This window comes from Dokdonia sp. (genome assembly GCF_039945015.1).
In the GTDB taxonomy this organism is placed as follows: Bacteria; Bacteroidota; Bacteroidia; order Flavobacteriales; family Flavobacteriaceae; genus Dokdonia.
Genome location: NZ_JBDUXP010000005.1, coordinates 169,837 through 193,803 on the forward strand (window position 1 = coordinate 169,837; position 23,967 = coordinate 193,803).

General features: G+C 33.8%; 15 protein-coding genes. 10 read left to right on the forward strand and 5 right to left on the reverse strand.

Features of this window, described 5'->3' with window-relative positions:
* Positions 1–37: 37 nt before the first annotated feature.
* Positions 38–289, reverse strand: coding sequence for a type B 50S ribosomal protein L31 (locus tag ABJD27_RS06670; protein WP_348167540.1), 252 nt, complete (start codon positions 287–289; stop codon positions 38–40).
* 194 nt (positions 290–483) lie between these two features.
* Between ABJD27_RS06670 and ABJD27_RS06675 the strand changes: the two genes are divergently transcribed.
* Positions 484–996, forward strand: coding sequence for a DUF4199 domain-containing protein (locus tag ABJD27_RS06675; protein ID WP_348167543.1), 513 nt, complete (start codon positions 484–486; stop codon positions 994–996).
* A complete protein-coding gene (locus ABJD27_RS06680; RefSeq protein ID WP_348167546.1) occupies positions 997–1,950 on the forward strand; it encodes a glycosyltransferase family 2 protein in 954 nt (317 codons plus the stop codon). It abuts the gene before it with no gap.
* A 2-nt stretch (positions 1,951–1,952) separates the two neighbouring features.
* Here ABJD27_RS06680 and ABJD27_RS06685 read toward each other — a convergent pair whose 3' ends face one another.
* Positions 1,953–4,604 (reverse strand): T9SS type B sorting domain-containing protein, encoded by a 2,652-nt coding sequence (locus ABJD27_RS06685; protein ID WP_348167549.1) that lies wholly within the window; start codon positions 4,602–4,604, stop codon positions 1,953–1,955.
* 132 nt (positions 4,605–4,736) lie between these two features.
* Between ABJD27_RS06685 and ABJD27_RS06690 the strand changes: the two genes are divergently transcribed.
* From ABJD27_RS06690 to ABJD27_RS06710, 5 genes are all read left to right on the forward strand, one after another.
* Entirely contained in the window at positions 4,737–6,464 is a 1,728-nt protein-coding gene (locus tag ABJD27_RS06690) for a phospho-sugar mutase (RefSeq protein ID WP_348167552.1), read from the forward strand.
* Between the two features lie 35 nt (positions 6,465–6,499).
* Entirely contained in the window at positions 6,500–8,326 is a 1,827-nt protein-coding gene (locus tag ABJD27_RS06695) for an ABC transporter ATP-binding protein (protein ID WP_348167555.1), read from the forward strand.
* 337 nt (positions 8,327–8,663) lie between these two features.
* Positions 8,664–9,215: a sigma-70 family RNA polymerase sigma factor gene (locus ABJD27_RS06700; protein WP_348167558.1), complete on the forward strand. Its 552-nt coding sequence runs from the start codon at positions 8,664–8,666 to the stop codon at positions 9,213–9,215.
* 21 nt (positions 9,216–9,236) lie between these two features.
* Positions 9,237–9,737 carry a hypothetical protein gene (locus tag ABJD27_RS06705; RefSeq protein ID WP_348167561.1) on the forward strand — a complete coding sequence of 167 codons (501 nt, stop codon included), beginning with the start codon at positions 9,237–9,239 and terminating at the stop codon, positions 9,735–9,737.
* A 4-nt stretch (positions 9,738–9,741) separates the two neighbouring features.
* A complete protein-coding gene (locus tag ABJD27_RS06710; protein WP_348167564.1) occupies positions 9,742–10,209 on the forward strand; it encodes a hypothetical protein in 468 nt (155 codons plus the stop codon).
* On the opposite strand, the gene ABJD27_RS06715 is transcribed toward ABJD27_RS06710, so the two are convergent.
* On the reverse strand, positions 10,193–11,302 hold the full coding sequence (locus tag ABJD27_RS06715) for an oxidoreductase (RefSeq protein WP_348167567.1): 1,110 nt from the start codon (positions 11,300–11,302) through the stop codon (positions 10,193–10,195). The genes ABJD27_RS06710 and ABJD27_RS06715 overlap by 17 nt on opposite strands.
* A 68-nt stretch (positions 11,303–11,370) precedes the next feature.
* Between ABJD27_RS06715 and ABJD27_RS06720 the strand changes: the two genes are divergently transcribed.
* Positions 11,371–12,582, forward strand: coding sequence for a methyltransferase domain-containing protein (locus tag ABJD27_RS06720; protein WP_348167570.1), 1,212 nt, complete (start codon positions 11,371–11,373; stop codon positions 12,580–12,582).
* Between the two features lie 12 nt (positions 12,583–12,594).
* The gene (locus ABJD27_RS06725) at positions 12,595–13,626 is read left to right on the forward strand and encodes an endonuclease (RefSeq protein ID WP_348167573.1); all 1,032 of its coding nucleotides are present in this window, start codon (positions 12,595–12,597) and stop codon (positions 13,624–13,626) included.
* Between the two features lie 67 nt (positions 13,627–13,693).
* Here the strand turns inward: ABJD27_RS06725 and ABJD27_RS06730 are convergent, their stop codons facing one another.
* Together ABJD27_RS06730 and ABJD27_RS06735 are read right to left on the reverse strand one after the other, a co-directional pair.
* Entirely contained in the window at positions 13,694–16,627 is a 2,934-nt protein-coding gene (locus tag ABJD27_RS06730; RefSeq protein ID WP_348167576.1) for a CARDB domain-containing protein, read from the reverse strand.
* Between the two features lie 215 nt (positions 16,628–16,842).
* On the reverse strand, positions 16,843–19,827 hold the full coding sequence (locus tag ABJD27_RS06735) for a GEVED domain-containing protein (protein ID WP_348167579.1): 2,985 nt from the start codon (positions 19,825–19,827) through the stop codon (positions 16,843–16,845).
* Between the two features lie 222 nt (positions 19,828–20,049).
* Between ABJD27_RS06735 and purL the strand changes: the two genes are divergently transcribed.
* Positions 20,050–23,715 (forward strand): phosphoribosylformylglycinamidine synthase, encoded by a 3,666-nt coding sequence (purL, locus tag ABJD27_RS06740; protein WP_348167581.1) that lies wholly within the window; start codon positions 20,050–20,052, stop codon positions 23,713–23,715.
* Positions 23,716–23,967 lie beyond the last annotated feature (252 nt).

Sequence of the window (23,967 nt, forward strand, 5' to 3'; positions counted from 1 at the left end):
TATGGAAGGCTTTTTTATTATATAAAGATACGTGAGTTTATTTCTTAAACTTAGCGTATTTGTTTTTGAATTTGTCTATACGTCCAGCAGTATCTACTAGTTTTGCTTTTCCTGTATAGAATGGATGAGAAGTTCTAGAGATCTCTAATTTGATAAGAGGATACTCAGTTCCTTCAACTTCAAGTGTTTCTTTAGTTTCAGCTGCAGATTTTGTTAAAAAAACTTCGTCGTTAGACATATCTTTAAATGCAACTAATCTATAATTCTCTGGGTGTATACCTTGTTTCATCTCGTAACTCTTTATTAATGCTCGATTTTTCGAGGTGCAAATTTACATATAAATTCAATATTTGCAACTATAAAAATAGAAAAAATAAACAAAATAAACACTCTTTTGTATTTTTATCATAACAACGTAACGTTTTGGTATCTTTGTATACTAATGTGACTATAACCAATACTAAAAAGACAATGAGTAAAACAATGAAATCATCATCGTTAAATTATGGACTTATAGCTGGAGTCTCGTTAACACTATTATATGTAATATTATATGTGATAGATGCTAGTTTATTGAATAGTTTTTCAATAGGACTTTTAATTTTATTAGGTTTAATAATACTTGGATTTATTTCGACAGCAAAAGCAAAAAAGATAAATGAAGGTTATTTAACATTCAAAGAAGCATTTACTGCATACTTTATTCCTGTTGCTATTGGATTGTTAATCCCAACACTATTCCTTTACATTCTCTTTAATTTTATAGATCCAGAAACAGCAGAATTCTTGAAAGAAGAAAGTTTAGTTCAAGCTGAAGCACTAATGAAGAGGTTTGGCGCTCCTGAAGCTGAAATTGAAAAAGCTCTTGAAGATGCAGCAAATGAAGATCAAAACTCTTTAGGAAGCACACTTACCCGTTATGCATTTGTGACAATATTTATGTCTGTTATAGGATTAATAGCAGCTTTAACTATGAAAAAGAAAAAAGAAGACTAAATGCAACTATCTGTTGTTATCCCATTGCTCAATGAGCAAGAATCACTTAAAGAATTGCATCATTGGCTTTCAGAAGTACTGAAAGCCAATAGCTTTTCCTACGAAATCCTATTTATAGATGATGGTAGCACAGACGACTCTTGGAATGAGATTAGTACGCTTTCGCGAAAGCATACCGAAGTAAAAGCCATTCGTTTTAGTAGAAACTACGGAAAATCTCAAGCACTCCATGCTGGATTTGAAGCTGCGCAAGGAGATGTTATTATTACCATGGATGCCGATTTACAAGATAATCCTGAAGAAATTCCTGAGTTATATACTATGATTACAGAACAAGGATTTGATCTAGTTTCTGGATGGAAAAAGAAACGTTACGACTCTGTTATTGCAAAAAACTTACCCAGTAAACTCTTTAATGCTGCTGCTCGTAAAACCAGTGGTTTAAAACTACACGATTTTAATTGCGGTTTAAAGGCATATAAGAAAGAAGTGATCAAAACCATAGATGTATATGGAGAAATGCATCGTTACATCCCTGTACTAGCTAAGAATGTAGGTTTTTCTAACATAGGTGAAAAAGTAGTACAACATCAAGCTCGTAAATACGGAACTACAAAGTTTGGTATGGAACGCTTTATAAATGGGTTTCTGGATTTACTTACGATCTGGTTTTTATCAAGCTTTGCAAAAAGACCTATGCATCTTTTTGGAGCATTAGGTGTTATTATGTTTTTTATTGGATTTGGTTTTTCATTATACTTAGGGATAGATAAACTGTTTTTACATCCAGACGGACGTTTGATTACAGATAGACCACAGTTTTATATAGCATTAGTTTCTATGCTTATAGGAATACAACTATTTATTGCTGGGTTTATAGGTGAACTTATACAACGATCATCTAAGGATAAGGAACGCTATCAAATTAAAGAGACTATAACAGGAAAAGACTAATATTAGCGACGTACTAACGTAAAATGTCCATAATATTCTGCTCCTTCATATTCTATACGATACCAATAAGCATTTGTAGGCATTAATCTACCTGCATAAGTACCATCCCAACCTCTACTCCTGTTATTCATTTGGTAAAGTTGTTTTCCAAACCTATCAAATATCTTAATTTCCATCCCTTGATAGTTCTCTGCTTCATTAACATGCCATAAATCATGAGTACCATCATTATTAGGGGTAAAATAACGTGGAGCACCTCGTATTAAAATAATCTCATTATGCTCATTACATCCATCCAAATCTTTTACAATAAGATTGTAATATTTTGGAATTAGGTTTGTAAAATTGCCATTCGTTTGAAAAGTCAATCCTCCATCTATAGAATATAATAAATCTAATGATGTATCACTAGGCGTTACTTTAATAGAATTATATTGTTGAAAATCAGAAACTTCAATACTAATATCAAATATTTCTGTTTCAGTAACAACAAATTGTATAACCCCACTACAGCCAGCTAGGCTTTCAACTGCTAAATTATAAGTACCTGGCTCATTTACAGTTATACTAGGTGTTGTATCTCCTGTAGACCAATGATAAGACAAATACTCATCAACAGTAACCAATGCCACTCCTCCATCAGAAGTGCAAAAATTTACTTCTTTATTTTCTTCTTCTACACCACGTAAAATTTCAAAATCTACTTCCCCTACTGCAAGACATTCCCCTTCATCTGACACTATATAGTAGACACTTAAAAATCCAACTTCAGTTAAAGAATGTGGCACTGTAATTAAATTTAACTGATTGACTTGCCCAACAACATCATCTAGAGATAAATAAAAAGCTACAGTAGCGTCATTAGAAAAATCCTGAATAATCTCACTTTCTAAAATTTGCAACGCTTGCCATACATCTTGTTTACTCAATAATATGTCACATAATTCATATGTAAAATTAGTTCCCGAAGGGTTAACAGATACATCAAGAGTTATTTCTATAATATTATTACAAGACAACTCAGTACCAATTATTAAATATAAAGTCTCTCCATTAAAAGAATTTAAATAAGTAGTAGGACTCAAAATAGGATTTTGTTCTAATTGAGCATCTGTTAATGACGTATAAAACCTATACTGCAAGTTATCTATTTGTAACTCTGCATTTGTAAAATCAATTAAATTAAATACACTTATTCCATCATCTACACCATCTATATCACATTGAGTAAAATTAATAGATTCTGGTAAGTCTAACTGAGGGATGATTAGCACGAACTCTACAAAGGTTTTTGGAACGCGATCTGAAAATTGAAATTCAACGGTAACTGTATACAATCCAGCTTCAGTAAAATTATGGGTAGGATTAATAGATGTAGATGTATTATCAGGGCCACTAGCTGGGTCTCCAAAATCCCATTGAGCAGCTATTACATTTGCATTAGGATCTACAGTAAAAACAGTTTCATCATTCTCGCAAAGGTTCTCTATTGTCACAAAAGATTCAAAAAAAGATTGAATATATTGTGGTAAACCAAAAGAACTACTTCTAAATCCTAAGTTTACAGACTCTTGAGTAAAATTTACTAAAGGTCCTATCAATTTTGGGTTGTTAATTACTGATAAGTTTGTCCCTGGAAGTGCATGATAGATTTTTCTATCCATGGCAATTTGTAAGGCACCAGCAAGATCACTTAATAATCCATTCTCAAGATCTAATACTAAATATCTTGAACCTACTATAGATGGTGCATTTAAATCATATTGTTCAATAACAATACGATCAGATTGCCCTTGGTTATCCACTGTTTTTCCACTGAAATACAATTTAGATGAGTCGGATGAAAACTCGACCCCATAATACACAAGATCATCATTGATTAATAACTGATTATCTACAATTCCTGTTGCATTATCAAAATCATATAAATATGCAAACCCTCCTAAACTAGGTTCAAACAAACAATGTGAAATTGCTAATTTAGATCCGTTAGGAGCAATTTTCATAGCTCCCCTAAAATTTTCAAAATCATCAATATTTGGACCAATAGTAGATATTATTGGAGTAGTACTAATCCCTGAAGCATCTAATAGGTATGCATAAAACTTATTTTGAAAATGAGTAACTATCCAATAATTGACCCCATCTGATGTCTCTACAACAGAAATTTTTTCTGAACCTTCTAATAGTAAGTTTGTATTTTTTTCTATGACTTCTCCTAGTCCATTATCTCCCAACATAGAAACAATTGAATAATTTATTCCATTACCCATTCCATTATTTTGGTAGGCTTGAACCTCATCTGTTGTGATTATGTAAAAAAGAGTATCACTACCTGGTAATGGTACAATTACTGCAGATTGGGTTGATGATAAGCTACCAAGTAAATCAGTACCATTAGACATCACATCATTATTCCTATTCCAAACGGTAGTTCCTTCTGTATAAAAAAGAATATTTCCCGTGTCTTTATCAGAAATCGCCGAACAGCCTTCTGTAGTATCCAATGCTCCATCATCAATTACTACAGGAACACCAGAATTAAAATCCAATCCAGCAAAATTACCAAAATACCAATTAGCAGCATCTCGTTGCCCTAAGGCTTGAAAAGAACAGCACAGAAAGAAAAAGATAATGGTTAAGTATACTTTCAATGTTTTTGGTTGAGTTAGAAAACAATTGGTGTTAAGTTTTATTCAAATATCACTGATAATAACTATAAAATAGTAATTACCGATAAAAATTAACACAAAAACGTATTTTTGTAATATAATCTTATACGTACTATGATCTACCATAAACCCGATATACTCAATAAAGCAAATGCTTGGTTAACTAACTCTTTTGACAAGGAAACTCAGGATGCTATAAAGGAAAATATAGCCTATAATCCTGAAGAACTTGAAGATAGTTTTTATAAAAATTTAGAATTTGGTACTGGAGGTATGCGTGGTATCATGGGACCAGGTACAAATAGAATAAATAAATATACTTTAGGTAAGAATACACAAGGGCTTTCTAGTTATTTAAAAAGAGTTTTCCCTGATCAAGCTCATAAAGTAGCCATTGCATACGATTGCAGGAATAATAGTAAAGAACTCGCACAGATAGTGGCCAATGTTTTTTCGGCAAATGATATTGATGTATTTCTATTTTCTGACCTTCGACCTACTCCAGAACTCAGTTTTGCAGTAAAGTTACTCGATTGTCAATGTGGTATTGTACTTACTGCAAGTCACAATCCACCAGAGTATAATGGATATAAAGTATATTGGGTAGACGGAGGACAATTAGTCCCTCCTCAAGATAAAGAAATTATCAAAGAGATAGAGTCTCTAGACTTTAAAGATATTCGGTTTAATGAGCAAGCAGATCGTATCAAGCTTATTGATAAAGAAGTTGATAAAGCATTTATAAATGCAAGTATTGCTAATGTTTCATCAGATCTTACGACACAAGAAAAAGAACAGTTATCTATAGTATTTACATCTTTACACGGTACATCTATAACACTCGTTCCGGATACGCTTAGACAAGCTGGTTTTACAAACCTACATATTGTAGAAGAACAAGCTGTTCCCGACGGAAACTTCCCTACAGTAGCTTCTCCAAACCCAGAAGAACCTTCGGCTTTAAAAATGGCATTAGAGTTAGGAGAAGAAAAAAACGCAGATATTGTTATAGGAACAGATCCCGATTGTGATCGATTAGGAATTGCCGTACGTGGTGATGACGGTAAACTTGCGATCTTAAATGGTAATCAGACTATGATTTTAATGACTGATTATTTATTAGAACGCTTTCGCGAAAGCAAAAACCAGCCCCCTACTCCTTTTATAGGATCTACCATTGTGTCTACTCCAATGATGGAAATACTAGCAAACTCTTATGATGTAGAATGCAAAATAGGACTTACAGGGTTTAAATGGATCGCAAAAATGATTGAAGATTACCCGCAACAGTTTTTTATAGGAGGTGGTGAAGAAAGTTTTGGATATATGGTAGGAGATTTTGTACGAGATAAAGATGCCGTTACTGCTTCTTTGCTTGCTTGTACAATAGCTGCCATAGCAAAAACAAAAGGGCAAACATTACATCAAAAATTAAAAGATCTTTATGTAAAGCATGGTTTTTATAAAGAGATATTAATTGCCTTGGTAAAGAAAGGACAATCTGGTGCTGCCGAAATCAAACAGATGCTTATTGATTTACGTGAGCAACCTATGCAGGAAATTAATAATAGTAAAGTAATACGCGTAGAAGATTATCAATCACAACAAGCAACAAATATACTGACAGGCGAGGTAGAGACGCTAGATATCCCTGCATCTAATGTTTTAATTTATTATACAGAAGATGGAAGTAAAATTGCTGCTAGACCTAGTGGGACAGAGCCTAAAGTTAAATTTTACATCAGTGTTCATACCGCACTTAACTCACTAGAAGAGTATGACACAATTTCAGCGCAACTAGATCGCCGTATAGATGGCATAAAAAATGCATTAGGCGTATAAATTAATTTTGCTTTCGCGAAAGCATACTATCACATATGAATTACTTTAAAAAGATCATGCGCTTTGCGCTTCCTTATAAAAAATTTGGTGTTCTAAACATTATAAGTAATGTTTTTTATGCCCTTTTTAGCGCATTATCATTTATAGCACTGATACCAATGCTAGATGTTTTGTTTGAAAAGGATAAGGAAAGGGTTATCATAAAACCTATTTATCAGGGCATAACAAATCTAAAAGATTTTTACAAAGATTATTTAGCATATCAAATCCAAGAGTATGCGCAAAATGACCCATCAAAAGCATTGATATTAGTAGTATCGATGGTTATTTCTCTCTTTTTATTAAAAAACATTTTTAGATATTTAGCCATGTATTTTATTACATTTTTACGTAATGGAGTATTAAGAGATATTAGAAATGAATTATATGATAAAATAGTTGATCTACCCATATCGTTTTTTTCTGAAAAAAGAAAAGGAGATATACTTGCTAGATCTGGAACTGATGTATTAGAAATACAACATTCGTTTTTATCTATCCTAGAGCTCATCGTGCGAGAGCCACTTACTATTATTTTTACAATATTAATGATGCTAGTGATAAGCGTTAAGCTTACCATTTTTGTTTTCATATTTATTCCTATTTCTGGATTTATCATTTCTAGAATTGGTAAGGGTCTAAAGAAAAAATCTGATAGTGTTCAAAAAGAGCAAGGAATATTTCTTTCTAATCTTGAAGAAACATTGGGTGGACTTAAGATTATAAAAGTATTTAATGCTGAAAAAATATTTGGTGATAAATTTAAAGCATCTACACATAGATTTTATAAATTTTCTAATAACCTCTTAAATAGACAAAATTTAGCCTCTCCAACAAGTGAATTTTTAGGCATTGTTGTTATTGCAATACTATTATGGTATGGAGGGAGAATGGTTTTAATAGACGGTACTTTGGATGGTAGTTCTTTTATCGCATATATGGGACTTGCCTATAATATATTGACTCCAGCAAAAGCAATAAGCAAAGCCAGTTACAATGTTAAAAAAGGGAATGCTGCTGCAGAAAGAGTTTTAGAGATACTAGATACAAAGTCTACAATACAAGATCATCCTAACGCTATAACCAAAAACGATTTTAAAGAAGCCCTTCATATTAAAAATGTACATTTCAAATATGAAAATGAATGGGTATTAAAGGATTTTTCTGTTACTATTCCTAAAGGAAGTACAGTTGCTCTTGTAGGACAAAGTGGAAGTGGAAAAAGTACCATTGCAAATCTAATTACTCGCTTTTATGATGTAACAGAAGGAGAAATAGAAGTAGATGGCGAAAATATAAAGAATATTACACAAGAGTCTTTAAGAAGTCTTTTAGGTCTAGTAAGTCAAGATTCTATATTATTTAACGATTCTATAAAAGGAAATTTACTTGTAGCAAATAAAAATGCTACTGACGAAGAAATCATAGAAGCATTAAAAATAGCTAATGCTTGGGAATTTGTACAAGACTTACCTGAAGGTATTGATGCTAATATAGGAGATGGCGGCAGTAAATTAAGTGGAGGTCAGAAACAACGCTTATCTATCGCGAGAGCGGTACTTAAAAACCCTCCCATTATGATTCTGGATGAAGCCACCTCTGCGCTAGATACAGAGAGTGAACGATTGGTTCAAAAGGCATTAGAAAACATGATGCAAAATAGAACCTCTATTGTAATAGCGCATAGATTATCTACGATTCAAAACGCGGATACAATTGTCGTTATGCAAAAAGGAGTTATCGTCGAACAAGGGAAACATCAGGAACTACTAGATAAACAAGGTGTCTATAGTAAATTAGTGACAATGCAATCTTTTGAATAAAAAAAAGCTACTTTTAAAAAAAGTAGCTTTTTTAGGTTAAGTAGGTTATTATATTGATACTACAATTGGGGCTCGTAGTATCAAAAAGCATATTTAAAATTAAATCAACATATGAATTTGGGGTTTCTTAAGTCGATCATTGTTTAATGATGGTTCAAATATAACACGTTACTTTTTATAAAACAAAGAATTTGTGCATTTTATCCTAATAAACGTGTATTTTATCGATCATTTTAAACATTTAAGATCATAACATTTTCATAACCTTCTCATTATCAGAGGTGAAATAAATTTTAAAATAAATTAAACTTTTTTAAAAAAATGTAGTCTATATATTGTGATTGATACTCAAATAACAGAAAATCAACTTTTAGAAGACTTAAAAAAGAAGCCTAATCATTCGGCTTTCAATATATTGGTGCAACAATACCAAGAACGCCTTTATTGGCATATTCGTCATATGGTGAAGAATCATGAAGATACAGATGATGTATTACAAAATGTTTTTATAAAAGTACATCGCAGTATTGGTAATTTTAAAGGAGATAGCAAGCTATATACATGGTTATATAGAATAGCTACCAATGAAGCCCTTACTTTTTTAAACAAAAGAGCAAAGCAATATCAGATATCCAGTGAAGCATTACAAGATAGACTTATAGACTCTTTAGAGAGTGACTCTTATTTTGAAGGAGATGAAATCCAACTTAAATTACAAAGAGCTATACAAAGTCTTCCAGAGAAACAACAAAGTGTATTTAGAATGAAGTATTTTGATGATATTACATATGAACAATTAAGTGAGATTACGGATACATCTGTAGGAGCTCTAAAAAGCTCATATCATATCGCAACAAAAAAGATTACCGAATTTTTAAAAAACATATAAGTTTGATATAGACATTAAAAAATGAAAAAGAATAATGACATACCAAAAGATATAAATTATAACGTTCCTGACGATTATTTTATTGATTTTCAAGAGCGCTTACAAGTTCAAATTGAATTTGAAGAATTACTTGGTTCAAAAAGAGAAACAGGATTTAAAGTTCCTGATGGTTATTTTGATTCTTTTGCAAATAAAATAGAAATACAGACAAAGCCAGAACCAAAAGTAATTACCTTATATAAAAATAAATGGGCATACGCGATTGCGGGTGTTGCTGCAATCGTCTTATTTTTATTTTTGATCCTTCCTAAAGAAACTCAAATATCATTTGAGTCAATAGAAAATGATAGCATCGCTGAGTATTTAGAAATTGACAATAGTTTATTATCAGAATACGATCTTGGTGCTTTACTTACAGATGAAGAGTTTGATGATCTATCAAATACAATACAATTTGAAGATTCAGAATTAATAGATTATCTCGACATAACAACAGATCAATATGATCTTATGATACAATAATATTATGAAAACAACATTCCTTATTCTAGCGTTAGCATTTTCTACACTTGTAGTGGCGCAAAGACCTAGTAAAGAACAAATAAAGTCTCTTAAAATAGCATTTATTACAGAACGCTTAGACCTTTCTACAAAGGAAGCACAAGTCTTTTGGCCTATATACAATGACTACGACAAAAGCATGCAAAAATTAAGACGTCAAGAACGTAAGTTACTCACTGATTTGAAGGAAAATTTTAAAACAATTTCAGAAAAAGAAGGAGATACAGCTTTGAGTACATTATCAAAATTTGGACAAGACAAACTAGATATTAGAGAGAGCTTAGTCACACAATTAAAAAATGTAATCTCATCAAAAAAGATTCTCACTCTATTAAAAGCCGAAGAAGATTTTAAACATAATCTTATCAGAAAATTAGGAGGTCGAAAAGGCAGAGGTGGGCCTCGTTCTAATAGTCCTAACGGCGGAAAGTAAGTCTAACTAACTTATTTCTTCCTCCTGCATATGCAATACTGTCATTTAAAAATCGAAAACTCAATAGTGACTCTTTAGAGATTTCTTTCCAATGATCTCCACCATCTTGAGAATATGAAATCCCAGTAAATCCTAATGCTATAAGCTCGTTACCATTACTATAAGGCACATATTGAACACAACTTTTATACCCTTGGTTTGTACCTGCTGTTGTAGAACTCCAAGTCTTACCTCCATCCTGTGTACGAATAATATTATTTGTAGTCATCTCTGGCGTTGTATAATCTCCCCCATATACAATCCCATTCTTATCATCATAAAAATCCATAGAATATCCGCCGGTAGTCTCACTTCCTTGTATAATCGGGGTATCAAACAACTCCCAAGTTTCTCCTTTATCAGAGCTATGCAATACTCTAGATTTTAAACCTCCAGTAATAATCCAAGCGTGATCTCCTATAATTTTAATATTAGTATCACTAGCTGCAAAAGCTGCTTCTCCAACTTCTGTTTTAGGTAATGTAACACATGCTTTCTTTTGCCAAGTAGCACCTCCATCTCTTGTAATGATAATAGATAAACATCCATCTACTGGATCACCCATAGCAATCCCTTCTTGATCATTCCAAAATGTCATAGCATCATAAAAAACTCCCTCTACTTGTTCTATATATACTAGATTTATTTCTTCTGAATTTTTATCTATTTTATATAAAAGTGCTGGGCTTGCAATACTAAGTACAAAAAAGGCATCTGTCGTATTTGCTAGCGACCTAAATGCTGGTTTTTTATCTAAAAAATCAATAGCGCCACTATTTTTTGTTTTAAAATAAGAAGGTACCACTGCCCCATCATCAGATGTTGAAATTGGGTTTATTTTAAAATTACCATATACCCCATTACTCCCTGCAAAAAGAATCTCATGTTCAGAAACCTCTACAGCACGTATACTTGTAGAATCTTGATATATAACATCAATAGATACTCCAGAAATAGGTGCTAGAGGCACACCTCTAGTTGGCGACGGTTCATTTGTTTCTTTTTTATTACAAGAACAACATATAATAATGAACAGGAAAATGGCATTTCTCATTGCTTAAATTTTATCAAAAATAGTACTATTAATGAGAGAAGCAATACCTTTGCAACTTAATAGAAATTATGAAATTACATCGTAACCTTGTTTTTGCAGCTGTAGATGCTTTAAATCTCATATTTAATGAAGATAAGCAAGCAGATAAGGTATTAAAACAAGTTCTTAAATTTGATAAACGATGGGGCGCTCGTGACCGAGGTTTCATTGCAGAAACGGTATATGATATTGTTCGTTGGAAACGATTATATTCTGAAATAGCAGAAGTAAAAGCTCCATACTCAAGACAAAATCTCTTTAGACTTTTTGCTGTTTGGGCAACATTAAGAGGTATAGAAATTCCTGATTGGAAACAAATGGAACCTGTTCCTTCTAGAAGAATTAAAGGTCGTTTTGATGAATTATCAAAGATTAGAAAATACAGAGAGTCTATTCCAGATTGGATGGATGCTTTGGGTGAAAAGGCGTTAGGAAAACAATGGGATAAAGAACTAGCTGCTCTTAATGCACTTGCTCCTGTTGTTTTAAGAGCAAACAGTCTTAAAACAACTCCAAAGAACTTACGTAACCTTCTTGCAGATCAAGATATAGATACATTGCTTGTAGAAGCATATCCAGATGTAGTACAACTTGTAGAGCGTAAAAATGTGTTTAGAACAGAGGCGTTTAAAAATGGCTTTTTTGAAGTACAGGATGCTTCCTCTCAACGTGTCGCACGTTTTCTAGATGTACAACCAGGAATGCGCGTTGTAGATACTTGTGCTGGAGCTGGAGGAAAAACATTACACTTGGCAGCTCTTATGGAAAACAAAGGGCAAATCATTGCTATGGATATCTATGAAGGGAAACTTAAAGAGCTCAAAAGACGTGCTAAGCGTGCAGGAGCTCATAATATAGAGCCTCGTGTTATAGATAGTACAAAGGTCTTTAAAAAGTTATATGGTAAAGCAGATAGAGTTTTAATAGATGCTCCTTGTACAGGATTAGGGACCATTAAAAGAAGTCCAGATCTTAAATGGAAATTACAACCTGATTTTGTTCAAAAAGTAATTGATCGCCAAGCAGAGCTTTTACAGTCATATAGCAAAATTGTAAAACCTGGAGGGAAAATGGTCTATGCAACCTGCTCTATACTACCTCAAGAAAATCAAGAACAAATTAAAAACTTTTTAGCCACTGAAGAAGGGGCAAATTTTACACTCACACAAGATGAAAAGATAAGTCCTGCAAAAACAGGATATGATGGATTTTATATGGCTTTGCTTTCGCGAAAAGCGTAAAAAAATGAAAAAATGAAAAAACTATTACTATTACTTATTCCTTTTTGTGCAATAAACCTTAATGCACAACAACCTTATTATGATGATGTAGACCTGTCACTCACTGGAGAAGCATTATATACAGAATTACAAGGTAAAATATCTGTTTTTAATGAAGACTATACTTATGGAGATGTAAGGGATTCATTTTTAATAACAGATATAGATCCTACCAATATTAATGATGTATTATTAGTATATGGCTTCAATGATACTGATGGTGATTGTACTACAGATAGGACAAGAGATAAAAACAATTTTGGAGGAGATAGTTGCGAGTATAACCGTGAACATGTATTTCCAAGGAGTAGATCAATGCCTCCTATGGGAAATGCAGTAAATAGTGCTACTGGTATTGTTGCAGATCCTCATAATCTTCGCCCTAGTGATGTACAGCGTAACGGGAGTCGTGGTTCTAAAAAATTTGATGATGGGTCTGGGAATTCTGGAGATGTAAATTCTGGTAATTGGTACCCTGGAGATGAATGGAAAGGAGATGTCGCGCGTATTATTATGTATATGTATGTACGATATGGGGACCAATGTCTTCCTGAATTTACTGGAATAGGCGCTACAGAAGGAGAAACAGATATGCTTCAAGTATTTCTAAATTGGAATGTAGAAGACCCTGTATCTGCTGTAGAAAACCAACGTAATCCACAATTAGAAATAGAATATGGTAGTCGTAATCCTTTTATAGATAACCCAAGTTTTGCTACACTAATATGGGGTGGCCAACCAGCAGAAGACCCTTTTGATCTTTTAGCAACAGATGATTTTGAGACTACAAGTCTATCTATATATCCTAACCCAGCTACAACTTCTGTATCTATAACAGCGACACAGGTACTAGAAGATATTATAGTATATGACATTACAGGAAAACTAGTATTAAAAATTCCTTCTGATTCTAGTATAACAAAAACAATAGATACTTCTGGCTTACTATCTGGAGTATATCTTATTCGTATGCAAAATAGTATTCAGAGATTAATTATTAAATAGTTTTTCTCTTATTGAGAAACAAAAAAGGCGAGCAATGCTCGCCTTTTTATTTTTATAAAACTCTCGTTTACTGTACAATTATTCTTGCAGTCTTAAATCCTTGAGGATCTCTACTACCAAGACGTAATATATATACTCCAGATGCCATAGCATTCATATCTAATGTAATACCATGTCCGTTATTTCTTCTAGATATTGGTTTATACGTAAGTTGTTGTCCAAGCATATTGTATACTGCTATAAATATTGGTCCATCATACGTAGTTGTTAAATCTACATCAAAACGATTATTCCCTAATGTATTTACAACCAAACCTCCATCTTGGATAGCTTGCTCTTCTGCACTTAAAGTACCCGTAATATTTGCAGTATAATCATTTGTTCTACCAAATTGTAAATCACCACAAGGATCTAATACATCACCAGCAGTACTCTCATCTTCACCTCTAAGTCTCATTCTATGAACTCCAGATGTTACAGCCGGAATAGATTCAAAATCAACTGTAAATGCAAAATCACTATTTGCTGCTGCTACAAAATCATTTGCAACTAATTCTTCAGTTTCAAAAACACCGTTATCATTAAAATCAATCCATAAAGCAAAAACAGAATCGGCAAATCCCATTTGTAATACACCTTCAAATGGATTACTTCCAAGTGCAAAATTAAATATGATATCAGTATCATCACTATATCCTGCTGGAGAAGTTCCACAGTTTGTTGCAATATCTTGATCTGCTAGTGCAAATTGTGTTACTCCATCATCAAACCCTGCACAGTTAGATGTAGGCTGACATACTGTATTTTGTATTGCTTCACAAGTAGAATCATTTGATGTGTCTGAATCACCAGCAAGACTTGTCGCTACACAAAGAGTGTAATCTTGAAAAGAAGATAAATCTACGGTTGCTGTAAATGTATAATCTAATGTTTCTCCAGATGCAATCGGTCCTGCTACAGTCTCAGTTGTCATTGCGCCATCTAAATCAAGTATTACATCAAAATCTGTTTGAGTTGCAGATCCAAAGTTTTCTATTGTAACAGTTACTGCTTCTGCTCCAGAAAGGTTAGATCCAGAAACTGGTGCTATAATAGCTATAACTCCAAGATCATTTTGAAATAAGTGTTTTACTATTTTTGTAGTACAATCATTATTTTCAAACTGATCTCCTGCAAGTCCTGTACAAACTGTAATATCATATTCTTGTCCTTCTACAGATAAATCTAATGTTTGCGTAAATGTATAATTCACTGACGCTCCTGGTGCAATAGGTCCAGCAACAACTTCATTTGCAACAACAGTTCCATCAAGACTTAATGATACTGGTACATCTGAAATTTCTTCTGTTCCAAAGTTTCTCACTGTTACTTCTACAGTTTCCGTAGCCGTTAGTGCTCCATTTGATGGAGAGACAATCATATTAACACCTGCATCTACTTCAAAACCTCCTGAAAGGCTAAATGAAGCAACACGTGTTACCCAAGAGTTATTTGATGCAAAATATTCTGCTGTATGCCAGAAAGTAAAATTATCAGGATCCATTGTAAGTTGAGAATAGTCTCCAAAACGATTTGTTGTTGACTGAACTCCTCCTCCAACAACAATAACTTCTTCTGGAACTGTCATTTCTCCAGGTGTATCATCTACAAATCTTCCTGTATAACTAATTCCTACCGGTGTATCTGGTCCTCCAACATTAAAAGCAAGTCCAATATTACCTTGTGCGTCTATGGCACCACTTCCCATAAAACGGCTATTACCATCTGCTGGTGCATATGTTCCTTCTTGATGAACAGCCCAATCATCAGTATCACTATTTCGTAATTCAATCCAACGTACTCCAGCAGTTGTATTATCTCCTAATGCATCAACATTAAAAGTAACTAACCAAGAATTGTGATTTGCAAAAGGTCTGTAATGAGCAGCGTAAGAGATAACTCCTGTTATCATATCAATACGTTGTCCTGTTCCTGGTTGCTGTAATTCTCCTGCTCCAAATGGGGCTAGAAAAGAATCAAAAGGAGCTACAGGGATTTCAAGTGGCGCAGACACTGTAGAATTTGCAGGTGTACCAAAATCAATATCCATTTCCCATACTTTCAAATGGTCAGTAGCTGCTCCCCAACCATCATCTTGTAAATACGTAATGTATCCAGGAGATGCAGGGTCAAAATCAGTTCCAGTAAGATAAGCTGGCTCAGGACTAAAAACCGTATTAGGGTTATTAATTACACCAGGTAAGTTAAATCCTAAAATTTGAGGATTTGCTCCACCAGCTATCATTACGTCTCTTTCAAGAGCATATACATTTGCACCGCTATTTTTGTTGGCAGTCATATAATATGCATCATGCCATACAGCATAATGAGGATAATCTGGAAAGGCATCTAACGGAAATTCATATAAAAAATAAGCTCCTGTTGGATCTGGAGTTTCAGAAATAGCGATAGATAATCCATTATTAGACGTATTAAATTGACTTACAAACCAGCGGTCTGCTAATTGGTCATACATAATAATAGGATCTCCACTATTTTGACCATCACCAATAAAATTACCTAAAGATGTAGGACCTGCAAGTACATTACCTGATTTGTCAAAAATCTTAACAACAACGTTTACTGCATTCACATAATGATTAGGACCAACGGCTCCAGATGGATCTGGAGGTGTTGCTCCACCTTCGGCAGCAGTAATTCCAACAAAGTTCTGTTCTAAGTTTCTCTGTTGAGCAGCCATATTAACAGTAGATTGTATAACAGGGTCTACGCCAGCAGGAAGCGAATTTTCAGTAATATATCCATTTACAGGAAAATTATTAGGAACAATGCGATAGTCTGTTTTACCATCGGGCGCTTCAGTAATTAAAGGGAAATCTCTTAATGGCATTGTCTTGCCGAGAAAGACCCCTTCTCCAATTGAGCCAGGTGCAGTAGCATCCTGAGCAAATAAATTAATAGTAGTAATAAATGCTACTAAAAGTAGGATTGTTTTTTTCATAATATGTAGTTTTTAGTATAAATCGATACGAAAGTAACTATATATTATAAGATTATCTTTTTATATCATAAAATAATTTGTTTTTCATTGCAAAAACAATGATATAAATGTTAATAATCAATTACTTATTCCTCATTAACCTAAGAAAGTATTTTCTTTTTAGAGCATAAAAAAGCGGGCATTGCCCGCTTTTTATTTTAAATAAAACATTAGTTTTATTTAACTAGTATTTTCTCTGTTTTAAATCGACTAGATCCGGTTGTCATCATTTTTACAAAATATACACCAGAAGCTACATTAGACATATCTAATGCTACTCTAAAGGTATTTCCTTCTCGTTGTACTTGCTTGTACTTTAACTGTTGTCCTAGTGAATTATAAACACCTATATAGATATTTCCTTCTAAATTTGAAGATAATTGAATATCAAAATTCTCGTTATCCAACGTAGAAACTGTAAATTCAGAATTTGCAAATGCGATATCATCTACACCTAATGTGTCATCAATGATTACTGTGTAATCTTGAACCTCACCAAAAGCAAAGCTAGAACACGCATTATTAATATCTCCTGCAGCAGAAGTATCTATAGCTTTTGCTCTTAGTATATGGCTACCAATAGTAGACCCAACTGGAATTACTAGATTAAAATCTTCAAGAACTCCTACTTCTTGGAAAAATTCACCAGCTATTAATTGCTCTGAATCTTCAAAATCCCCATTATCATTAAAATCAATCCATACAGAAAGGGCTTCTACACCTGGTCCACCTACCCAGTTTTGTTGAGCTTGAAGAACATATTCGTTTTGACCAGTTACATTACTTAACGTTGTAGATAAATTTGTTCTATTTGCATATCCTTGAGGACTACTATCTGGTTCTGTATTACATCCATTACCTCCATCATCAGCATTAATCGTATTTAAAACAAATTGTTTGATTCCATCTACGTTACATCCATTGGTAGATGTAGGCATACAAATATTTAATAAATCAATACTTGCTTCGTCATTAGACGGATCTTGATCTCCTGCTAAGTTTGTTCTTGAAACAAGCGTATAATTACCCGCGGCAGTAAGATCTACCTGCGTCGTAAACGTATAACTCACTGTTGAGTTAGCCGGAACGTTTCCTGTAAAAGTTTCTACTACTGGATCTTCTGTATCTAAGATATATTGTACTTCAAAGTTAGATTGTGCAATTCCACCAAAGTTAGTTATATCAACTGTAACATCTTCTAACCCTAATGTCCCTGAAGTAGGAGAAGTAATAGCAGATACACCTATATCATCTGCAAAAAGGTGCGTTACTTCAATAGAAGCATCATCATTTACAGTTTGTTGGTCTCCATCTAGTAGTGTGCTAGCAGAAACTACATAAGTTTGATTTTCAATACTTAAATCCACAGTTGCTGTAAATGTATAATTTACAGAATCTCCACCAGCTATTGTACCTGTAAATGTCTCATTAGCAATAAGAGCACCATCTAATCTTAATTCTAAAGGAATATTAGATTGATCTTCTGTTCCGAAGTTTCTTAAGATTACCTCTACAGTTTCTGTGTCAGTAAGATCTCCAGTAGTAGGAGATACAAAACCATTTACTCCTACATCATTAGCAAATCCATCAGATAGTCTAAAAGAAGCAATTCTTGTCGCCCAAACATTATTTGATGAAAAATATTGAGTTGTATGCCAAAAAGTAAATTCATTTGGATCTAATGTCATGTGTGCATAATCCCCAAAGCGATTTGAGTTTGTTTGCACTCCTGGTCCATCAAATATTACATTTTCTTCTACTGTCATTTGACCTAATGGATCTGTAGCAAATCGTCCTGTATGACGAATTCCAACTGGCATACTGGCACCACCAATATTATAAGCTAATCCTATATTACCTTGAGCATCCATAGCTGCACTACTCATAAAACGACTATTACCATCATCTGGCGCATAAGTACCTTCTTGAAATAATGTCCATGTATTATCTGCATCTGTATTACGAAGCTCTATCCATCTAATTCCTGATGTATCATTTCCATCTACATCAACATTAAAAGTAATTAACCAAGAATTATGATCTTCAAACACTCTATAGTTTGCCATATACGATATGATACCACCTTGACCTGCTAATTCTTGTGTTGTACCAGGTTGGTTTATTTCTCCAACTCCAAAAGCAGCGAATAGAGAATCAAATGCGTCTACAGGAATTTCTTGAGGGGTTGCAGAGATTGTAGAATTACTAGTATCATCCCAATCAATAACAGCTTCCCATATTAATAATTGATCTGTATCTATACTTCCGTTCCAAGTATCATCTTGTAAATAAATAAAAAATCCAGGTGAATCTTCAGGAATTGCAAAACCAGTTAGATTTGCAGATGCAGCACTAAAAATTGTAGTTGGATTTGCAAATTGTCCTGTGAGGTTAAGTCCAACAAGTTGTGCATTTGGATCTCCAATTAACATCGCATCACGTTCTAATACAAAAACTTCTCTAGGATTAAATCCACCACCACCACCATTGGCATTGGTTGTAAGGTAATATCCATCAGGCCATATAGAGTAATGTGGGTAATCTTCAAATTGACCATTAAGAATTTCATAAAGAAAATAAGCTCCTCCAGGATCTGATGTTTCTGAAATTGCAACTAATAGAGATTGAGCCCCTTGACCAAACTCACTCACTAACCATCTATCTGCTAATTGATCATATAAAATAATTGGATCTCCACTATTAGAAGGATTCCCTAAAAAAGTTCCTAAAGCAACAGGTCCAACTTCTAAATCACCATCTTTCGAAAAAATTGCAATTGAAGAATTAACTGCTTGCACATAATGATTAGGACCTACGGCTCCTGTAGGATCAGGTGGAAGAAATCCTGTAGCGCCTATTCCTGTAAAATTAGCCTCAATAGCATCAGGTGCCAAAAGTGGCCCCATTTCTGTTTGTAAAGTAGCTGCAGAATTAGACTGACCATCTACTAAGTTATCAAATGAACCTTCATAACGGTTTGGAACTATGACAAGTTCATTAACTCCAAAACTTCCATCTTGTGTAGTTTGAATATCTCTAAGTGGTTGCGTCTTCCCTTTGAAAACTGCTTCTGCAGTCTGACTAGGGCCATTAGTTTCTTGTGCAAAACCTGCTAAACTTAAAAAGAGGATTGCTACAAATAATAGTACTTGTTTTTTCATAAAAATGTAGTTTTTTTGTATAAAGTGAAACGAAAGTAACTATATATTATAAGATTATATAAATTATCCGCAATTAATTATTACTATTTAATATATATATACATATTAACAGTGACGTTAAAAACCTGTTTATAATATCTACAAGCTGCATGAGATAATCGTGTATAGTTTATCTAAAAAACGTAAATTTGCGCCTTTATTTAACACTACATACTCACCTGTATGATTTACTTCTTCGGAGATCCAAAAAAAACTGTCTTTGCAGTTCAAAGCAATCAAAATTTAACACAAGAAGATAGCAAAAAGCTTGTATGGCTTTTTGGCAATCAACCCAAGATAGAAGCGTCCACAATAGACGCTTTTTTTATTGGTCCTAGAGCTACTATGATTACTCCTTGGAGTACAAATGCTGTAGAGATCACACAAAATATGGGAATCCAAAATATTACTCGTATAGAAGAATATACTCCTTCTTCAGAGGATAGTGATTTGTTTGATCCGATGATATCTGAAAAGTATGCTACTCTTAATCAAGACATCTTTACATTTGATATAGCTCCAGAAGATATTATAGAGCTTGACGACATCAATGCCTATAATATACAAGAAGGGCTTGCTTTAAATGAAGAAGAAGTTGCCTATTTAGAAGACGTTTCAAAAAAAATAGGTCGCAAACTCACCGATTCGGAAGTGTTTGGGTTTAGTCAAGTAAACTCGGAGCATTGTCGCCACAAAATATTTAATGGTACATTTATTATAGATGGAGAAGAAATGCCTTCTTCTTTATTTAAGCTTATTAAGAAAACAGCTGCAGAAAATCCGAATACAATTGTTTCTGCATATAAAGATAATGTGGCTTTTACTGAAGGACCTCGTGTTACTCAATTTGCACCTAAAACAGCAGACAAGCCTGATTTTTATCACGAAACAGAATTTGATAGTGTTATTTCGCTTAAAGCTGAAACACACAATTTCCCTACGACTGTAGAACCTTTTAATGGAGCTGCAACTGGATCTGGAGGAGAAATTCGTGATAGACTTGCTGGAGGAAAAGGATCTTTACCACTTGCTGGTACTGCCGTATATATGACTCCATACTCACGACTTACAGAAGATAGAACTTGGGAACAAAAAATGCCTGCTAGAAAATGGCTATACCAAACCCCTATTGATCTTTTAATTAAAGCTTCTAATGGTGCATCTGATTTTGGAAATAAATTTGGACAACCGCTTATTACTGGGTCTGTTCTCACTTTTGAACATCAAGAAGAAGGTCGTAAACTAGGCTATGATAAAGTAATCATGCAAGCTGGAGGTATCGGATATGGTAAAAAAAGCCAAGCGATAAAAGACACTCCTAAAGAAGGTGACAAAATTGTAATCCTTGGAGGTGAGAACTATCGTATAGGAATGGGAGGTGCAGCAGTATCATCTGCCGATACCGGAGCATTTAATTCTGGAATAGAATTAAATGCAATACAACGTTCTAATCCTGAAATGCAAAAACGTGCTGCAAATGCAATACGTGGTCTTGTAGAAAGTAAAGAGAATCCTATTGTATCTATACACGATCATGGCGCAGGAGGGCATCTTAACTGTCTTTCTGAACTTGTAGAAGAAACAGGAGGGCACATCAATCTTGACAAACTTCCAGTAGGGGATAAAACACTATCTGCAAAAGAAATTATAGGTAACGAATCTCAAGAACGTATGGGACTTGTGATAGGAGAAAAAGATATAGAAACACTTAAACGTATTTCTGACCGTGAACGCTCTCCTATGTATGAAGTAGGAGAAGTAACAGAAGATCATCGCTTTTGCTTTGTAAGTGAATCTACAGGAGCATCTCCTATGAATCTAGCTTTAGAAGACATGTTTGGAAGTTCTCCTAAAACTGTTATGGTAGATAAAACAATACAACGTACATACCTAAATCCAGATTATCAATTAGAAAACTTTCATGACTATCTAGAAAACGTATTACAACTAGAAGCTGTAGCATGTAAAGATTGGCTTACTAATAAAGTAGACCGCTGTGTAGGCGGACGTGTCGCAAAACAGCAATGTGCAGGACCATTACAATTACCTCTTAATAATGTAGGCGTTATGGCTTTAGATTATAAAAGCACTGAAGGGATCGCAACTTCTATTGGTCATTCACCAGTAAGTGGTTTAATAGATCCTGTTGCAGGCAGTAAGAATAGTATTGCAGAAGCATTAACAAATATCGTATGGGCGCCACTTACAGAAAACTTAAAATCGGTAAGCCTCTCTGCAAACTGGATGTGGCCTTGTAAAAATGAAGGGGAAGACGCACGTCTATATAAAGCAGTCCAAGCAATCTCTGATTTTGCAATTAACCTAGGTATTAATGTTCCTACTGGAAAGGACAGCCTTTCTATGAAGCAAAAATATCCAGATGGAGATGTCATTGCTCCTGGTACTGTTGTTATTTCGGCAGCAGGAAATTGTAATGATATTAATAAAGTAGTAGAGCCTGTTTTCAAAAAAGGAAGAGGAAGTGTCTATTACATTAATATGTCTCAAGATTCCTATAAATTAGGAGGTTCAAGCTTTGCACAAGTATGTAATACTATAGGAAACGAAGCACCTACGATTGTAGATGATTCCGCTTTCGCGAAAGCGTTTAATACCATACAACATCTTATCAAAAATGATCTTATTGTTGCTGGACATGATGTTGCTAGTGGTGGCCTTATTACTACGTTACTAGAACTTTGCTTTGCAGATGAGCTATTAGGAGCATCTTTAGATCTTTCTGATTTAGGAGAACAAGATATTATTAAAGTACTTTTTGCCGAAAATGCTGGAATTGTTTTTCAAGCAAAAGATGATACTGTAGAAGGTGTCTTAGCAGAACAAGGGATTTCTTTCTCAAAAATAGGAACTGTAAACCATTCTGATACTCTAGAAATTAAGAACCATGGGGTAGAATTAGGACTCAATGTACCTTCTTTACGAGATACTTGGTATAAAACATCTTATTTATTAGATAGTAAACAAACAGCAAACGATCTAGCAAAAGAACGATTTGATAATTATAAAGTACAACCTTTACGCTATGCTTTCCCTGGACATTTTACAGGAAAGCGTCCACAGATAAACCCTAATACGCCTAGACCTAAGGCTGCCATATTACGAGAAAAAGGAAGTAATTCTGAAAGAGAGATGGCTAATGCTATGTATCTTGCTGGTTTTGATGTAAAAGATGTTCACATGACCGATTTAATTTCGGGAAGAGAAACACTAGAAGATATTCAATTTATAGGAGCAGTAGGTGGTTTTTCCAATAGTGATGTATTAGGCTCTGCAAAAGGATGGGCTGGTGCATTCTTATATAATGAAAAAGCAAATAAAGCTTTAAAGAATTTCTTTGCTAGACCAGACACACTATCCATAGGTATTTGTAACGGATGCCAACTCTTTTTAGAGTTAGATCTTATCAATCCAGATCATGAGCATTTATCAAAAATGACACATAATGATTCTGGGAAACATGAAAGTAATTTTACAAGTGTTCTTATAGGAAACAATAATAGTATCATGTTACATAGTCTTTCTGGAACTACTTTAGGTGTATGGATAAGTCATGGAGAAGGAAAATTTAACCTTCCTATGCACGAGCATGAATATAATATTATTGCAAAATATGAGTATCGTGGTTATCCTGCAAACCCTAATGGGTCAGATTATGAGACAGCCATGCTTTGTGATAAAAGTGGTCGTCATCTAGTAACTATGCCACATATAGAGCGCTCTATATTTCAATGGAATTGGGCAAATTATCCAGATGGTAGACAAGATGAAGTATCTCCTTGGATTGAAGCTTTTGAGAATGCTCGCAAATGGATTGATCTAAATAACTAAAATAATGTAATTTAGGGGTAGAAATACCTATTTATATATTCAAACATATTGAACTCTTCTTGACTTTTTGTTTAGAAACAAAAAGTCAAGAAGAGTTCAATAATAAATTTGCCTGAATCGATGAAAAAGATTGTCTTTTTAATATTATTATTTTCATTTTTTACTATTCAAGCGCAAGATCGTTTAGAAACATATCAACGTGCAAAGATCTCGTTTAATCAAGAAAGTGATATTTATAGATTACAAGAACTT

Bases quoted from the DNA above. Each gene is read 5' to 3' on its own strand.
- ABJD27_RS06670 (WP_348167540.1), bottom strand. From the start codon at position 289: ATGAAACAAGGTATACACCCAGAGAATTATAGATTAGTTGCATTTAAA.
- ABJD27_RS06675 (WP_348167543.1), top strand. From the start codon at position 484: ATGAAATCATCATCGTTAAATTATGGACTTATAGCTGGAGTCTCGTTA.
- ABJD27_RS06680 (WP_348167546.1), top strand. From the start codon at position 997: ATGCAACTATCTGTTGTTATCCCATTGCTCAATGAGCAAGAATCACTT.
- ABJD27_RS06690 (WP_348167552.1), top strand. From the start codon at position 4,737: ATGATCTACCATAAACCCGATATACTCAATAAAGCAAATGCTTGGTTA.
- ABJD27_RS06695 (WP_348167555.1), top strand. From the start codon at position 6,500: ATGAATTACTTTAAAAAGATCATGCGCTTTGCGCTTCCTTATAAAAAA.
- ABJD27_RS06705 (WP_348167561.1), top strand. From the start codon at position 9,237: ATGAAAAAGAATAATGACATACCAAAAGATATAAATTATAACGTTCCT.
- ABJD27_RS06710 (WP_348167564.1), top strand. From the start codon at position 9,742: ATGAAAACAACATTCCTTATTCTAGCGTTAGCATTTTCTACACTTGTA.
- ABJD27_RS06715 (WP_348167567.1), bottom strand. From the start codon at position 11,302: ATGAGAAATGCCATTTTCCTGTTCATTATTATATGTTGTTCTTGTAAT.
- ABJD27_RS06720 (WP_348167570.1), top strand. From the start codon at position 11,371: ATGAAATTACATCGTAACCTTGTTTTTGCAGCTGTAGATGCTTTAAAT.
- ABJD27_RS06725 (WP_348167573.1), top strand. From the start codon at position 12,595: ATGAAAAAACTATTACTATTACTTATTCCTTTTTGTGCAATAAACCTT.
- ABJD27_RS06730 (WP_348167576.1), bottom strand. From the start codon at position 16,627: ATGAAAAAAACAATCCTACTTTTAGTAGCATTTATTACTACTATTAAT.
- ABJD27_RS06735 (WP_348167579.1), bottom strand. From the start codon at position 19,827: ATGAAAAAACAAGTACTATTATTTGTAGCAATCCTCTTTTTAAGTTTA.
- purL (WP_348167581.1), top strand. From the start codon at position 20,050: ATGATTTACTTCTTCGGAGATCCAAAAAAAACTGTCTTTGCAGTTCAA.